General features: G+C 69.0%; 15 protein-coding genes and 1 tRNA gene. 11 read left to right on the forward strand and 5 right to left on the reverse strand.

Annotation, left to right across the window (positions count from 1 at the left end):
* Positions 1-41 precede the first annotated feature (41 nt).
* Entirely contained in the window at positions 42-296 is a 255-nt protein-coding gene (locus tag ABD798_RS11920; protein WP_344873756.1) for an AMED_5909 family protein, read from the forward strand.
* Here ABD798_RS11920 and ABD798_RS11925 read toward each other — a convergent pair.
* Together ABD798_RS11925 and ABD798_RS11930 are read right to left on the reverse strand one after the other, a co-directional pair.
* Positions 282-908 carry an HD domain-containing protein gene (locus ABD798_RS11925; RefSeq protein ID WP_344873757.1) on the reverse strand — a complete coding sequence of 209 codons (627 nt, stop codon included), beginning with the start codon at positions 906-908 and terminating at the stop codon, positions 282-284. The genes ABD798_RS11920 and ABD798_RS11925 overlap by 15 nt on opposite strands.
* Before the next feature lie 38 nt (positions 909-946).
* A complete protein-coding gene (locus ABD798_RS11930) occupies positions 947-1,270 on the reverse strand; it encodes a hypothetical protein (RefSeq protein ID WP_344873758.1) in 324 nt (107 codons plus the stop codon).
* Between the two features lie 535 nt (positions 1,271-1,805).
* On the opposite strand from ABD798_RS11930, the gene ABD798_RS11935 reads away from it, so the two are divergent.
* The 3 genes from ABD798_RS11935 to ABD798_RS11945 are packed head-to-tail and all read left to right on the forward strand — an operon-like array spanning position 1,806 to position 4,445.
* Positions 1,806-2,735, forward strand: coding sequence for a terpene synthase family protein (locus tag ABD798_RS11935; protein ID WP_344873761.1), 930 nt, complete (start codon positions 1,806-1,808; stop codon positions 2,733-2,735).
* A 22-nt stretch (positions 2,736-2,757) separates the two neighbouring features.
* Positions 2,758-4,086 carry a cytochrome P450 gene (locus ABD798_RS11940; RefSeq protein WP_344873763.1) on the forward strand — a complete coding sequence of 443 codons (1,329 nt, stop codon included), beginning with the start codon at positions 2,758-2,760 and terminating at the stop codon, positions 4,084-4,086.
* Positions 4,087-4,145: 59 nt separating this feature from the next.
* Positions 4,146-4,445, forward strand: coding sequence for a hypothetical protein (locus ABD798_RS11945; protein ID WP_344873765.1), 300 nt, complete (start codon positions 4,146-4,148; stop codon positions 4,443-4,445).
* Between the two features lie 60 nt (positions 4,446-4,505).
* Here the strand turns inward: ABD798_RS11945 and ABD798_RS11950 are convergent.
* Positions 4,506-4,581 (reverse strand) — tRNA-Lys (locus tag ABD798_RS11950).
* Between the two features lie 118 nt (positions 4,582-4,699).
* Entirely contained in the window at positions 4,700-5,899 is a 1,200-nt protein-coding gene (locus tag ABD798_RS11955; RefSeq protein ID WP_344873767.1) for a L,D-transpeptidase, read from the reverse strand.
* A gap of 354 nt (positions 5,900-6,253) precedes the next feature.
* Here ABD798_RS11955 and lysA point away from each other — a divergent pair, with 354 nt between their 5' ends.
* A complete protein-coding gene (gene lysA / locus ABD798_RS11960; protein WP_344873769.1) occupies positions 6,254-7,591 on the forward strand; it encodes a diaminopimelate decarboxylase in 1,338 nt (445 codons plus the stop codon).
* On the opposite strand, the gene ABD798_RS11965 is transcribed toward lysA, so the two are convergent.
* Positions 7,558-8,475, reverse strand: a complete 918-nt coding sequence (locus ABD798_RS11965; RefSeq protein WP_344873771.1) for a DMT family transporter — start codon at positions 8,473-8,475, stop codon at positions 7,558-7,560. The genes lysA and ABD798_RS11965 overlap by 34 nt on opposite strands.
* 160 nt (positions 8,476-8,635) lie before the next feature.
* Between ABD798_RS11965 and ABD798_RS11970 the strand changes: the two genes are divergently transcribed.
* From ABD798_RS11970 to ABD798_RS11995, 6 genes are all read left to right on the forward strand, one after another.
* On the forward strand, positions 8,636-9,166 hold the full coding sequence (locus tag ABD798_RS11970) for a hypothetical protein (protein WP_344873772.1): 531 nt from the start codon (positions 8,636-8,638) through the stop codon (positions 9,164-9,166).
* Between the two features lies 1 nt (position 9,167).
* Positions 9,168-9,515, forward strand: a complete 348-nt coding sequence (locus ABD798_RS11975) for a hypothetical protein (protein WP_344873774.1) — start codon at positions 9,168-9,170, stop codon at positions 9,513-9,515.
* Positions 9,516-9,538: 23 nt separating this feature from the next.
* Positions 9,539-10,678, forward strand: a complete 1,140-nt coding sequence (dusB, locus tag ABD798_RS11980; protein WP_344873776.1) for a tRNA dihydrouridine synthase DusB — start codon at positions 9,539-9,541, stop codon at positions 10,676-10,678.
* Between the two features lie 71 nt (positions 10,679-10,749).
* Positions 10,750-11,121 carry a hypothetical protein gene (locus ABD798_RS11985; RefSeq protein WP_344873778.1) on the forward strand — a complete coding sequence of 124 codons (372 nt, stop codon included), beginning with the start codon at positions 10,750-10,752 and terminating at the stop codon, positions 11,119-11,121.
* A 260-nt stretch (positions 11,122-11,381) separates the two neighbouring features.
* Positions 11,382-12,314, forward strand: coding sequence for a GGDEF domain-containing protein (locus ABD798_RS11990; RefSeq protein WP_344873780.1), 933 nt, complete (start codon positions 11,382-11,384; stop codon positions 12,312-12,314).
* Between the two features lie 239 nt (positions 12,315-12,553).
* Positions 12,554-15,439, forward strand: coding sequence for an LCP family protein (locus ABD798_RS11995; protein WP_344873782.1), 2,886 nt, complete (start codon positions 12,554-12,556; stop codon positions 15,437-15,439).
* Positions 15,440-15,444: the final 5 nt, after the last annotated feature.

Below are 15,444 nucleotides of genomic sequence, written 5' to 3' on the forward strand. Positions count from 1 at the left end.
TCCGCTAATGGGGCACAGGTTCTGTACAGAGGAGTCGGGGTATGCGCGTCACCACCTGGTCGCAAGCGATGAACGTCCGCACCCTGCGGGACGCGCACGAGGCGGTCCGACGACTCCGTCCAGCGCCAGACGCGCCGCTCCGAGCTTGGCGTGACTTCTACGAGCGGAGCGCGGCGGTCTACACACAGGTCGCCGACATCGACCGGGCGCACCACCACGAAGCGCTCTACTGGGTCACCCGCGACACCGACCGCGCCAGCGAGTTCGCCAGACGCCTCACTTCACAGACCACCTAGCTCGCGCCGCATGTTGTTGCGCGCCAAAGAATCCCACCGCCGATGTGCGCCAGCGGTTCGGTAAAGAACGTCTCGTTCTACAAGGCTTCGCAGGACAGCGGCGCGACCAATGCGCCACTGCTCGTCCGCAACGTGCGAGTACTCCGCGCGCACCGCTCGCACATAGGCGTCGTACTTCGACTCAGGCGCGCCAAGGATCGCCAGGTCGACGTCGAGCAGCACATCGGCCAACACATCCTGACCGCCGGCCTCATGCGTGATCGTGGCGAGAACCAGCGCCTCAACGCGGTCGATGACGGCATCAGGAATTCCGGCGGCCGCGAGGTGGCGTCGAGCCCACGCGGCACTCGCCTGCTCGTCCTCACCCGGCTTGCCGTTGTAAACGACATCGTGGGCACAGATGGCCAGGGTCAGAACATCACGGTCGACAGGGTCGAGCACGATGTCCTCGGCCAGCACTTCCACATCGGCGAGCATCGCCAGGACGTGCCGTTCCGTGTGGTAGCTGCGGTGCGCTTCGCCGTACCGCGCGAGCAGTTCTTCCGCTGAGACACCAGCATTCTCCGCATTCCCGCCGCGCCCAGCGACGGCTCGCACCCAGGCTTCGCGCACCACAGCCCCCTGAAGATCCGACCGGATCTCAGCCTGCACTAGCTCCAGGTGCCCTCAACCCGCCGAACGGAGTCGCACCACATGGTGTAGTCGCCGTAGTCGCCGCCCTTGACCCGAATCTTCTCCGGAGAGCAGATCAGTCCGCTCTTCGTCGGAACGATCGTGATCGTGGCGCTGCCCTTGCACTTGTTGTGGTAGTACACGGTGGTGTTCATCTGAACTCCGCCCTGCTTGTACGAATAGGTGAAGCAGCCGCTTTCGCCCCGGTGCATCTTCGCTTCGGCCGAGGCCGAAACGGACGACAGACCCGCAATACCCACAGCTAGAACGGTCGCAGCGAAAACCCTGAAAACCTTGCGCATGACAACTTCCTGACCCGAGTTCGAGATGCGCGATCCCTGCAGGAACAACTCACTCCCACGGGCCGCGAATAATTACCGAAGCACAGTAGCAGCCTTCCGACAGGGCCATTCACGCAACCAAATCAAGGCTTCGATCACCCGATGGAGTGGCAACCTTTCGGCTGGACTGAAAGCATTCGCTCGCTCGGGCGCGCTCACTTCCGGCGCCCGCCGACCAAGCACTGCCTCACCTGTCGAAGCGCCGACCGGCACACCCCCTCAAGATTGTTCACATTCCCCCAGCGCTAAATCCGGTCAACGCCATCACGCAACGCCAGTAATCTCCGGCCACCAGGTCGGGCGGCACATCATGTTCTCCGCCGTGCTGGGGGGGCGGAGGTTCACGGTGCTTGAGATCAATGGTGTTGACGAGCGGTCTGTCTGGGGCAGGTTCCGCATGCCGGTGCGACCGAGGTTGCTCGACTTTCGGATGCACCCACAATCTGACGTCGTAGAGCAGCACTCCAACGAATGGGTGCGGTCCCGACTGGGCTCGGTGTTCGAGAACACCCACAGCCTGGACGTCTTCCTGCGCGGCCGCCACGGAGCCTGGGCGGGCTTCGCGCACCCCAGTGCGGATCTTGCTTGGGCCACGGTCGTTGCCGACGTTTTCCAGTTCTGGTTCCTCCTGGACGACGTGGTGACCTACCACCGCGCGAGTGAGGCGGACGGCAGCGGCGACTTCGACGGCTACTCGTCCCTGTTCGACGACCTCCGTTCGATCATGGCCGGTTCGCCGCCGCGGCAGCACTCGGTGCACACCGACGCCTTTCGCGACCTGTTCGACCGGGCGAGGACCCGGTTGAGCGCGGAACAGCAGCACCGCTTCATCAGCTACATCGAGGTGATGCTCGACGGGTTCGTCGACGAGATCGCGCTTCGGGCCTGCGGCGGAGACCTGGACTTCGACGGCTACATGGATCTGCACCGGCGCAGCTCCGGGATGGACTGGGTCTACCTGCTCGTGGAGCGAGGAATGGACGTCGACCTGAGCGCGGCGCGCGAGTCGCATCCGGAGATATTCACCCTGCACGACGTTCTCACCAACACGTTGATCTACGGCAACGACATTCTGGGTTTCCGGCGCGACCACGTCGCAGGCGACCAGATGAACGGAGTCGTCGTGCTGATGCGCCACGGTATGGAACTGCAAGAAGCGGTGAATCACGTGAGCGCGCTCTTGCTGGCCGGTGAACGCGAGTTCGTCGATCTCCGCGCCAAGATCCTTGCCAGCGAACTGGGCAAGGACCCACAGATCAGTGGCTACCTGGCTGAGCTGGGTCAGGTGCTCGTCGGCGACCAGCAGTGGCACTACGTCAGCCCTCGGTACCACGGCGAGCAGCACGAGTGGAACGGCGTGCGATGGGGCTACTTCGAACTCACCCGTGCTCGGACATATTTCGTCTCCGCCGACGCCCCCGAATGATCCATCGGTGAGAGGAGCTTCCATGGACGCCTCCGACTCGGCATCGGGAACGCCAGGCGCGAATGCCCCTCGTGGACTTCCTGTCTTCGGCCATGTTCTCCAACTGCTGCGCAAGCCGCTCGCGCTGATGAAATCGCTTCCCGCACACGGCGACGTCGTCGACCTCCGGGTGGGCACGGCGACGGTGACCGTGGTGTGTGATCCAGAGCTGACGCGCCAGGTCCTGCTCGACGACCGCACCTTCGACAAGGGCGGGTTCATGTACGAATGGGCTCGCCGTTATCTCGGCGGCGGTTTGGGCACGTGTCCGCACTCCGACCACCGCAGACAGCGCGGACTGATCCGGCCCGCGTTCGTGCCGGGGCGCCGGAGCGGGTACGTCCAGATGATCGTGGAGCACGCGCGGGCGGCCGTCAGTTCCTGGCGCCACGGGGACTCTGTCGACGTGACCTCCTACGCGGAGCGGCTGTCCAGCCAGGTCGCGCTCGCGACGCTGTTCCCGACGACCACGTCGCAGCGAGCGCTGGAGGGCATGCGACGCGACATCACCTTCATCTTCGGTCGCGCACCGCGGCTGGCGCTGCTGCCGTGGACCAGTCGCAGGCGTTTCGCCAGGACCGTCGACCGGCTGCACCGGTCGATCGTCTCGATCATCGCCGCGCGACGAGCGGACGGAGACGGGCAGGACGACCTGCTCAGCCTGCTTGTCGCCGCGGCGCCGCGCGACGAGGCAGGCGAGTCCGACACGGAGATCGTCGGTCAGGTCACGACCTTCTTCGTGGCCTCGTACGAATCCACGGCCAGCACGCTCGCCTGGGCGATGCACCTGCTGGCGCAGCACCCCGAATCGCAGCGGCGGCTCCAAGCCGAACTGGACGCGGTCCTCGGCGGACGCGCGCCGACACCGGAAGACGTGACGGCGCTGTCGTTCACCGCGAACGTCGTCACCGAGACATTGCGTTTGTTCCCTCCGGCGTGGCTCGCCACCCGGGTCGCGACCGCAACCACGCAGCTCGGTGAACAGACGATTCCCAAGGGAAGGATTGTCGCCTACAGCCCCTACCTCGTACACCACCGAGCCGACCTGTTCACCGCCCCCGGTCGATTCGACCCCGACCGCTGGACGGAACTCTCCGCAGCACGAGCACCTTTCTTCGCCTTCGGCGGAGGTGCTCGCAAGTGCATCGGCGCCGGTTTTGCCGTCGATGCGCTCGTTGTCAACCTCGCCACGGTTTTCACGCGCTGGTCTCTGGAACCGATCACCGATGCGCAGGCACGCCCGAAGGTGGGAATCCTCGTGCGACCGGACCGACTCAGACTGCGAGTACTGTCACGCACCGAAAAACGCTGAAGACCGAGAATTCAGCGCGCCAGTCGAAATTTTGCCGAAAAAGAAAAGAAGGCCATTACATGCCGCGAATCATCACGCGAGCCGGGAGCGCACTCGTCGCACTCGTCGGCGTCTTCACGTTCGGCGTCTCCGCCGCGCACGCGGACCCGCCCACGCTGTGCAATTTCTACGAGAAGGACGGCATTCAGTTCTACGGAAACTGTTCGCCCACCTACAACGCCCTGGTCGAGTGGGACACCGTGAACTCGCCCCTCGGCCCGGGCAGGCCATGGCGCCAGTGCGCGCGCAGCAAGGAGCACATCCGCCTCGGTCATGTGGCGCTGGTTCGCAACAAGCGCGCGGCGCCGGGGGCCTGCTAGCTGCGCCCAGACAGACCGAAGGCCCCCTGATCGCTCAGGGGGCCTTCGCGTTGTTCGTGCTGGTGGGCCGCGTGGGACTCGAACCCACAACCCGCGGATTAAAAGTCCGCTGCTCTGCCAATTGAGCTAGCGGCCCGCCGACAAGGCTAGCCGACCGCGGGGTGTGACGGTTGCAGAACCGGGCATCGTGGCGGCAACGATCTCGATCACCGCTGGTGGGGCGGCCACGGAAGACCACCCCACCTCGCGCGGCGTCAGCCCTTGCCGAGCGCGGAGAGTGCCTTCCAGTTGCTGTACGGCGCGCCCCAGATGTCGCTGCCGTTGGTCGGGATGTCGATCTTGGCGCCGGTCACCTCGATGGGGTCGCCGATGAGGGTGGCGTCGTGGAACTCCTTGGCGCGCGCGGAGGTCAGGTTGATGCAGCCGTGCGAGACGTTGGCCTTGCCGTGCGAACCGCGGGTGCTGTCGTTGGCGTGGATGAACTCGCCGTTCCACGACATCCGGACCGCCCACGGCGCCGGGTAGTTCTCGTACTCGTAGGCGAGGTTGGTCATCAGCTTGAGGCGGTGCTTCTCCATCGCCCAGTACTTGCCGTTGCGGGTCACGAGCTTGCGGTCGTGCTCCTTGCCGAGGCTGGCCGGGTAGTCGGCGACCTGCTGGCCGTTCTCGGTGACGATCACGTGCTTCGTCTGGTTGTCGGCGACGGTGATGCGGGAGCGGCCGATGCCGAAGCTCCTGGTGATGCTCTCCTTGCCGAAGGAGTTGCCGCCGAAGGAGACGCCGTAGAGCTTCGCGTTCAGCGTCACCTTGGTGTTCGGCTTCCAGTACTCGGCGGGGCGCCAGTAGACCTGGTCGTTGTGGGTCCACGCCCAGGAGCCCTCGGTCGCGGGCTCGGTGGTGACCTTGAGCGCCCGCTCGACCGACGCCTTGTCCTTCACGTCCTGGCCGAAGACCAGGCCGATCGGCATGGCGATGCCGTAGGTCTCGCCCTGCACCACGTTCGGCGTGATGTTGATCATGCGGCCCTGCTTGACGGTGCTGAAGGAGCCCGCGAGCGCGACCGGCTTGCCGTCGGTGCCGACGGCGCTGCCCGCCCAGGTGTAGGTCTTGCTGAAGCCGAGGTCCTCCCCAGGAACCCAGGACTTCTTGTCCTCGGCCAGCTTGCCCGCGACGGCCTTGCCGTCGTTGTTGGTCAGCTTGACCTCGGTCAGCGTGCCGTCGGTGACGCCGACCTTGACCTCCTGGCCGGGAGGCACGTCCTTGGCGCCGTCGGCGGGCGCGATGGCGACCTTCGCCGGAGCCTTGGGCGCCTCCTCCGCGGTCGCCGCGCCTCCCCCTTGCGCGGTCGTGCCACCCCCGCCGGTGCACGCGGCCAGGGCGGGCGTCAGCGCGAGCGCGGCGCACCCCAGCACGATCAGCGCCCAGCGACGCCCCGAACGACCCTTGTCCCCCACCATGGTGTCCTTTCACACAAACCCGTAAACGCACTCACTTGACGCCCCGGGCGGGTGGCACGTTGGCGCGGACATCTATGAGCTGCATCACACTTCAGTGCCAGCTCGTCGCGCTCGTGGCATGAGAAAGACCCGATGATCACTCGCGTTCACCCGAAATGCCTGCTCAAACCACTCGATGGGTCCACAGTGGACACGCTGTGGTACCGAACGGGGACCGCACATCACGATCTGGCGCAGCGAAAGCGTCAACAACCCGCGCCGCCGCGTCAGGACCGCGTATGGGGCCTCGCCGACCGCCGACGGCAGGAGTGTCGTGGAGCGGTCGAACACCCCCACTCCACGGAGCCCACGGTGACCCTCGCTGAGCTGATCCCCTCACTCCGCGCCTCGATCGACCGCCTGCCCGCCGCCGAGATCTGGCCGAGCTCCACCCGCCTCACACCGACCGGCGACCTGGCCGTCGGCGGCGTCGCGCTCGCTGAGCTGGCCGGGCGCTTCGGCACCCCGACCTACGTCGTGGACGAGGCCCAGGTCCGCGCGAACTGCCGCGCCTACCGCCGAGCCCTGCCGGACGTCGAGATCGCCTACGCGGGCAAGGCGTTCCTGACCCGCGCGATGGTCACCTGGATCGCCGAGGAGGGCCTGTCGCTGGACGTCTGCTCGGCGGGCGAGCTGGCTGTGGCCCTGGCGGCCGGTTTCCCGGCGGAGCGGATCATCCTGCACGGCAACGCGAAGTCCGCCGACGACCTCAAGGCCGCGATGCAGGCCGGAGTCGGCCGGGTGGTCGTCGACTCGCTCGACGAGGTCGCCCAGCTCGGCGCGCTCGCGACGGCGCAACCGGTGCTGGTCCGCGTCACCCCGGGCGTCGACGGGCACACCCACGCCGCGATCGCCACCGGTGTCGAGGACCAGAAGTTCGGGTTCTCGCTGGCCAGCGGCGCCGCGGCGGAGGCGGTCCGGCACGTCCTCGCCGAGCCCGGCCTACGTCTGGTCGGCCTGCACTGCCACATCGGCTCGCAGGTCGGGCGGGTCGCGGACTTCGAGCTCGCGGCTCGCCGGATGGTCGGCCTGCTCGACAGCGTGCGCGCCGAGCACGGGATGACGTTGCCGCAGCTGAACCTGGGTGGTGGGCACGTGGTGCCGTACCTCGCGGGCGAGGCGGACTTCGACCTCCACGGCTTCGCCGATCGAGTTCGTGGCGCGGTGAACTACGAGTGCGATCGGCGAGGACTGCCCGCGCCGAAGCTCACCGTCGAGCCGGGCCGCTCGCTCGTGGCGCGCGCCGGAGTCACGCTCTACCGCGTCGTGACCGTCAAGCGCGGGACAAGCCGCACGTTCGTCGCGGTCGACGGCGGCATGAGCGACAACGCGCGCCCGGCGCTCTACGGCGCGAAGTACGCGGTGCGCCTGGTCGGACGGGGAAGCCGGGTGCCGGACGCGCCCGTGACCGTCGTCGGCAGGCACTGCGAAGCGGGCGACGTCATCGCCGAGAACGTGCCGTTACCGGGAGATGTGCACGCCGGGGACCTGCTGGCCGTGCCGTGCACCGGCGCCTACCACCACTCCCTCGCCTCGAACTACAACATGGTCGGCCGTCCGCCCGTCGTGGCCGTGCACGAAGGCACCCCGCGACTGCTCGTGCGCGGCGAGACCGCTCAGGACCTGCTCGCGCGGGACATCGGTTTGTGAACCACGGCCGGGGCCTTGCGAACGCGCTCGTGCCAGCTCAGCAAGGTCACCGCGCCGACGATCACCGCGAAGCCGATCCACTGCGTCAGCGTCAGCGAGGTGCCCAGCAGCCCCACGCCGATCAGCGCGGCGGTCGCGGGAAAGGCCAGCTCCGCCAAGGTCGCGCGGGACGCGGGCGTGGTCTGGAGGCCGAGGTAGTACAGGCGCAGCGCGAGCAGGCCCGGGATCACGGCCAGCAGCACCAGGCCCAGCGCGTTGTCGAAGCCGACCAGGACGGGCGCGCCCTGCACGCCGACCACGGCGGCCGATGCGGGGAGCCCGATCGCGAACCGCAGCGTGGTCACGTGCATGGGCGACATCTCCGTGCTGACCATCCGGCCGAGCACCGTGCCACCCGCCCACAACGCCGCGGCGCCCAGCGAGAGCAAGGCGGCGGACAACGCGGACACCCGGAACTGCGACGGGTCGGGGAAGCTCAGCAACCACGCGCCGAGCAGCGCGGGAACGGCGAACGCGGCGTAGGTCCAGCGCACGCGTTCGCGCAGGAAGAAGAAGGCCGCCAGCACCGCGAACACCGGCTGGAGCTTTTGCAGGACGAGTGGCGTGACCGGGTCGCCGAGCTTGAACGCGGCGGTGAACATCGCCGTGGCCACCGCCGAAGCTCCGACGCCGATCGCCACCAGGGCCGTCTTCTGCTTCGCCGTGCTCGCCGCGAACGCCCGCATCGCCGCGGGCAACCACGGCAGCAGGAGCACCACGACGATCAGGTGCTCCCAGAACACGACCGTCGCCGGGGGAAGCGCGTCGGCGAGGGGTTTGCGCAGCAGTCCGTCGGTGCCCCACAGCGCCGCCGCGCAGGCCACCAACCAGGTGCGATCACGCACCGCTCACCTCCGGGGTCGAGTTCCTGCCCGGACACAACCATCGGGTGAGGCGCCCGCATTCCCACTGTCCACTGTGGACTGCTTAGCAAATCGGCGTGCGGGCACGGCGACGCAGGGTGGCGCGCAGCCCGGCGAATCGCCTTCACTATCGTCCGCTCCCGTGGAGATGTACGCGGCGGTCGTCGATCGCGAGGTGTCTGCCGAGGACGCTCCGAAACTCGCTGACGAGATTCGGAGCTGGCTGCTGATGCGCCAGGTGATCATCGGGGAGCAGTTCGAGATCTTCGAGGGCGACCCGCTGTGGGCCTACCGCCCCGGCTCGAACGTCAAGCGGCTGCTCGGCCCGAGCCCGGACATGCTGCGCGGCGTGCGCATCGTGACCGGCCGCACCGCGTTCTCCTCGACGGCGGGGCACTTCCTGTTCTGCCCGGTCTGCCGCTACACCTTCGAGCCCGACGAGGACGACGCGACCGACGCGCTCGCCGAGTGGCAGGCCGGTGGCAACGCGGGCCCGGTGAGCTGCCCGGACTGCTACCTCACGCAGCCGATCACCGAGTGGGACAGCGACTGGGCCTACGGCAACCTGGGCATCGAGTTCCACGGCTGGCCGGACCTGCCGTACTTCTTCGTCAGGGAGCTGACCAGGCTGCTCGCCCACGAGACCGTCGTCGCCTGCGGCGTGGCGCGCTGAGGTGTTCCTGCCCGAGGAGCGCGAGCGCGCCGCACTGATCGAGGTCGTCCGGCTCGGCGACGACCAGCTCGTGGCGATCTGGGAGGGCGACAGCGCCCGGAGCGCGCTCGACCTGATCGCGAGCGTGCCGTACGAGGAGATCAGCCGCTGTTTCGTCCCCGGCTGGATGATCCGCGCCCACGACGGGGCCGGGCCGCTGTTCGAGATCGAGTTCTGCTTCCGCTGCGACGGCGCGCTGCTGCGCGGACCGGTCGTTCCCGAGGACCAGCGCATGATTCACGGCTTCGCCGCGCAGAGCGCGCAGGCCCAGGAGCTGCTCGCCCGCTTCCGCTCGGAAGAACCCGCCTGACGTGCCCGGTTACGCTTGACGGCGTGACCGCTGGAACTCCCTCGTTGAAGATCGGCCAGTACCCGGTCGATCCCGCCGTCGTGCTCGCGCCCATGGCGGGCATCACGAACGTGGCGTTCCGGCAGCTCTGCCGCGAGTTCGGCAGCCCCACCTCGCTCTACGTCTGCGAGATGATCACCGCGCGGGCGATCGTCGAACGCGATGCGAAGACCATGCGGATGATCGCCTTCGGCGAGGGCGAGAACCCGCGCTCCATGCAGATCTACGGCGTCGACCCGGTGAACGTGGCCGAGGCGACCCGGATCGTCGTCGGCGAGGGCCTGGCCGACCACGTGGACATGAACTTCGGCTGCCCCGTGCCCAAGGTGACGCGCAACGGCGGCGGAGCGGCGCTGCCCTACAAGCGGCGGCTGTTCGGCGAGATCGTGGCCGCGGCGGTCAAGGCGGCCGAGCCGGCGGGCGTGCCGGTGACGGTGAAGTTCCGCATCGGCATCAACGACGAGCACATCACCTACCTCGACGCCGGGCGGATCGCGGAGGCGGAGGGCGCGAAAGCGGTCGCGCTGCACGCCCGCACCGCCGCGCAGCGGTACTCCGGCGAGGCCGACTGGACGGCGATCGCGCGGCTCAAGGAGGCCGTGCGGACGATTCCCGTGCTGGGCAACGGCGACATCTTCTCCGCGCAGGACGCGCTGCGGATGATGGCCGAGACGGGCTGCGACGGCGTCGTGGTCGGGCGCGGCTGTCTCGGCAGGCCGTGGCTGTTCGCGGAGCTCCAGGCCGCGTTCAGGGGCGAGCCGATCCCCGAGGGGCCGTCGCTGGGCAAGGTGGCTGAGATCCTGCACCGGCACGCGCTGCTGCTGGCCGACCACCTCGGCGCGGACACGGGCGTTCGCGACCTGCGCAAGCACATGTCCTGGTACCTCAAGGGCTTCCCGATCGGCTCGGACCTGCGCCGCCAGTTCAGCCTGGTCAGCACGGTCGCCGAACTGGAGGACCTGATCACCCAGCTCGACCACTCCGCGCCGTTCCCCGAGGACGCGGAGGGCCCGCGCGGGCGGCAGGGCTCGCCGGGCAAGGTCGCGCTGCCGGAAGGCTGGCTCAACGACCCCGAGGACACCGCCGTCCCGGTCGGCGCCGACCTCATGCACTCCGGGGGCTGACGCTGAGAGCGCTCGGCCTCCTCCTGCTGCTGGCCGTCGCGGGCTGCGGGCGCGCGATCACCGGCGAGGCGGTGCTCGCGGGCGTCGGCGACGCCGAGCGGGCGCTGGTGCTCCGCTACGTGGAGGACGGCAACGCGGCGGCGGCCAGGGGCAGCGCGGCGCAGCAGGAGCTGTACCGGAAGAGCCAGCACCCCGATTTCCATTCAGGCATTTGCCAACTTAATGGCCTGACGGTGCTGACCGAACCGGTCTGGTCGACGTTGCGGGCGGACCCGAAATGGTCCCCGGGCGGAAACACCGCTCCCCCTCGCGGGAATGTGTATGTCGTTGCAGTCGCCGTCTCGACACGTCGCGACAACAACACGGTGGGCAACCAAATCGGTTCCCAACACGTTGTCGTCCTGAATGGAATGGCGTATGGGTTCGCGCCCTGCCCGAACTGAACGCACTCCGTCCCGACCCCGCGAAAACCCTGGGCCGACCGTGGATTTTGGCTGGTCCACGCGGGTGGTGGAGCCCCGGCCCCGCGCGACCCACCTGCACGGCCGGGTACACAACCCTCTGGGAGATGGATCACGCTGCGTCACCAGTTCGGAGCAACCCTCGATCAGCCAGTCGAGCGAATTACCGGACGGGCCGGGCGCGGTGCCTCAAGGGCTCCGGCGCGCGCGACGACACCACCGTCGTAAGGGAGGTGAGTGCGGTGACCGTACTGCGGCCCGGTGTAGCCGAGTCGGACCCGGCGCGAGACGGCGCCGTCCGAGGCGTGCCCGCACCACCCGTCCCACCGGCGCACCGCGGTTCCTCGGCGAACGGGGTTCCGCACAATTCGAGTTCCCAGCAGCCGAACGCGGGCCTCGTCCAGCTCCACGAATCCATCGCCGCGTTGTTCGCATCGCGCGGGCAGTGGCGGCAGGCATATCACCACCTGCGTTCCGCACTGGACCTGCTCTCCTCGGAGCAAATCGAGCCGCCGCACGTTCCGGAACAACTGCGCAACGAAGTCGACAGGCTGCGCAGGGAACACGCGGAAGCCCGTGAACAAAGCCTCAGGGACAGCCTCACCGCCTCCTACAACCGGCGGTACCTGGACCAGCGCCTGGTGGACCTGCTCACCGAGCAGGATCGCGACACCGCGGGCGGCCTCGCCGTCGCGCTCGTCGACCTGGACTGGTTCAAGCAGGTCAACGACACCTACGGGCACCTGGTCGGCGACCGGGTGCTCCAGCGCGTCGTCGAACTGCTCCAGGACGGCCTGCCGGAGGGCGGGTTCTGCGCGCGCTACGGCGGCGAGGAGTTCGTCCTGGTGCTGCCGGACATCGACGCCCCGGCGGCGGTCGCCGTCTGCGAAGCGGCGCGGGCTCGCGCCGAACGGTTCCCCTGGCAGCAACTGGCCACCGGGCTCCGGGTGACCGTCAGCATCGGGCTGGCCCACGAACCGGCCCCGGAACAGGGCGGAGCGCCCCTCTCGGTCGACCCCCAGGCGCAGCTGCTGCGCGCGGACAGCCTGCTGTACGTGGCGAAGCAGTCGGGCCGCAACGCGGTCGCCTACCGGGAGGGTGGGCGCGTTCGGCTGGCCGGGGCTGCCGCCGGGCGCAGGGCAGTGGCCGAGCCGCGCGTTGTCGGGTACTACTGACCGCCACCCGTACGGAGCAACGCGGTAACAACGATCCGGCCCATTCGCGATCACCGTTCGTTCGGTTACCTTCGTGAGTCCGGACCGTGATCCGTACTATCGGCCGGGACCTCGGAGCGCTCGTCGTCCGACAGAGCGTGACGGGGTGTGACACTGCGCACACGGCGAAGCAACCCAGACGGGTTAGCTTTGCGTCTTCGACGGGGGACGGGCGACTACGACCAGGGAAAGGAGGCCGGGTGTCGGAGGACTCGCGCCGCGGCTTCGGCTCCCGGGGCTCCAGCCACGAACCCCAGAACGAGCACCGGCCGCAGCTGGACCAGCCGACCGGCCGTCGGCGCCGCTCGCTGGACGAGGACGGCGGAACCTCGGTCTCGGACCTGCTCGCCAAGCACGGCGGCGGCAAGCAGCTGCCACCCCAGGAACCGGTCGACCCGCGCTGGCAGCAGCAGCAGCAGCCCCAGGCAGCGCCGCAAAGGCCCCCAGCGCCGCCGCAGCAGCCCCCGATGCCGATGTCGCCCCCGCCGGTGCACCAGGGCGCCCCGCACTCCGGACAGTGGCCCGTCGACCCGGCGGCGCCGCAGCACTCGCCGATGGAGCAGGCGCAGGGTGGCCGCAGGCGCGCACGTGAACAGACTTCGGGTCCGCAGCGGCTCCCTGTGGAGCAGCCGCCGTTCGACCCCAGGCTCTCCCCGCCGCAGCGGCCACCGCAGCAGCAGCTCCCGCCCCCGCAGGCGCCCCAGCAGAACCGGCCGCCGCTGGAGCAACCGTCGGCACGCAGGCTCGCTCAGCCGGAACCGCCCCAGGCGACCGGCCGCAGGGCGCTGCCCGAGCCCCCGGCGGGCCGCCCGCCGATGGAGCCGCAGCAGACCGGCCGCCGCGCGCTGCCCGACCCGCAGCAGCCCCTTCCTCCCGGCATGCCACCCCGTTCCGCCGAGCCCCAGCAGGGCGGCAGGCGGTTCCCGCCGGCCAGTCCGCCGATGCCCCCAGGTGCGTCCGGCCCCGCTCGGCAGCAGCAGCCCGCGCAGCCGCCGCGCTTCCCGCGCGACCACATCAGCGGACCGCAGCGCCTTCCCGGTGGTCCGGTCCCGCCGCCCGGCGCGGCCCCGGCACCGCCGCAGGCCCAGCCCCCGGCTCCGGCCCCCGCTCTGGCTCAGCCGAAGCAGCCCGCAGGCGAGTCGGACTTCGAGCTGGACGAACGCCGCCGCAAGATCGACGCCACGCTCGCGCGCTTCTCGGCGGTGCACGACGAGATGGCCGAGATCGAGCAGGCCGAGAAACAGCGGCGCGGCAAGCTCACCCGGCTGATCCGGATCGAGGAGAGCGCGGAGCTCGGACCGGAGTTCAGCGCTCAGCTCAGATCCAAACTCGATTCCGAGGACAGGGCGATACGAAGCCCAAAAGTGCCGATCCGGCAGCTGCACGCCACGATGCACCACGCAGCTCCGGATCTCGCAGAGCGGAACAGTCGCAACGGAATCGCCGTCGGCAGCGGGGCGGTTGGCGCTTCTGGGGATGAGGGCGTCACCGCGCTCATCGAGCAGATCCCAGACGAACCCGAGGACGACCTCCCGGTCGAGGCCGAGTCCGAGCCCGTGCCCCTCGCGGACGGCGGCGGGGACGGCGGCGATCCGCCGCTCCTGCCCCCGCAACGGCTGAACCCCAAGGCGCGCTTGGCTTTGCGCGGCGTCGCGGTCGCGGTGGCGGCGCTGGTGTTCGTGGTGCTCGGCACCGGGTGGGTCACCAAGGTCTGGCTGGACGGGCAGTTCCGCGAGGTCGACGCGCTCGACCAGAACTCCGCCGCCATCCTGCACAAGGACAAGCAGTACGGCGCGGAGAACTTCCTGATGGTCGGCTCCGACACCAGGGCGAACTCCAAGGCGGAGGACGGCGTCGGCAGCGAGGCCGCATCGGAGGGCGCGCGCTCGGACACCGTGATGATCGCCCACGTGCCCGCCGACCGGAAGCGCGTGGTGATGGTGTCCTTCCCGCGCGACCTCAACACGCAGATCCCGGACTGCAACGGCTGGGACCCGAAGACCGGCGAGCAGACCTCCAAGAAGATCCCCGGCTCCAAGCAGAAGCTGAACGCGGCCTACGCGATCGGCGGGCCGAAGTGCCTGACGAAGCTCATCCAGAACCTGTCCGGCTTGCACATCAACCACTTCGTCGCGATCGACTTCCAGGGCTTCAAGGCGATGGTCGACGCCGTGAAGGGCGTGGAGATCTGCGTCTCCAAGCCGATGAAGGACGCCGAGATCGGCGTGGTGATCCCCGATCCCGGCAAGCAGACCATCAACGGCGACGCCGCGCTGAGCTTCGTCAGGGCGCGCAAGGTCGAGGGCGACACGACCGGCGACTACGGCCGCATCAAGCGGCAGCAGGCGTTCCTGTCCTCCTTGCTGCGCAAGGCGATGTCGAGCCAGGTGCTGACGAGTCCCGGCAGGCTGCGGGACTTCGCGAGCGCTTTCGCGAAGGCGACCTACGGCGAGAACATCGACGTGAGCCAGCTGCTGACGCTCGGCGAGTCGCTGAACGGGTTGGAGGCCGGGCGGGTCACCTTCACCACGGTGCCCACGACCACGACCAAGCTGGAGGACAACAGCTTCCGCGAGGACCTGCGCACCGAGGCCACCAAGGCGCTGTTCAGCGCGATCATCAACAAGGCCCCGCTGCCCGGCGAGAAGCCTTCCAGCAACGGCACTCCCGATCCCCAGGCGGGCGGTCCGGTCGGTCCTCCGCCGACGGCGAAGGAGGTTCCCGTCCAGGTGCTCAACGGCAGTTCCAAGCCGAGGTTGGCCGAGACCACGGCGGAATCCCTGCGCAAGGCGGGTTTCCAGGTCGTCAACGTCAGCGGCGCGGGTGAGCAGGTGCAGCGCACCGTGATCCGCTTCTCGGCCGAGCGCGCGCTGCACGCGAAGGTGCTCCAGGGCGTCGTTCCCGGTGCGCTGCTGGAGGAAGTGCCGAACATGGGCGGCTCGGTGCGGCTGCTGCTCGGCCCGGAGTTCGAGTGGAAGGCCCCCTCCGGCGGCGGGCAGAACCAGCAACCGAGCACGTCGACGACGCCGCCCCCGCTGCCGAAGGACCTGTCCACGGTGAACGCGGCCGACGAGATCTGCAAGTAGCTCGG

The sequence above is a fragment of the Allokutzneria multivorans genome, assembly GCF_039537405.1.
GTDB classification, from domain to species: domain Bacteria; phylum Actinomycetota; class Actinomycetes; order Mycobacteriales; family Pseudonocardiaceae; genus Allokutzneria; species Allokutzneria multivorans.

Coding starts and splice junctions, on each gene's coding strand:
- ABD798_RS11945 (WP_344873765.1), top strand. CDS start 4,146: ATGCCGCGAATCATCACGCGAGCCGGGAGCGCACTCGTCGCACTCGTC.
- ABD798_RS11930 (WP_344873758.1), bottom strand. CDS start 1,270: ATGCGCAAGGTTTTCAGGGTTTTCGCTGCGACCGTTCTAGCTGTGGGT.
- ABD798_RS11920 (WP_344873756.1), top strand. CDS start 42: ATGCGCGTCACCACCTGGTCGCAAGCGATGAACGTCCGCACCCTGCGG.
- ABD798_RS11940 (WP_344873763.1), top strand. CDS start 2,758: ATGGACGCCTCCGACTCGGCATCGGGAACGCCAGGCGCGAATGCCCCT.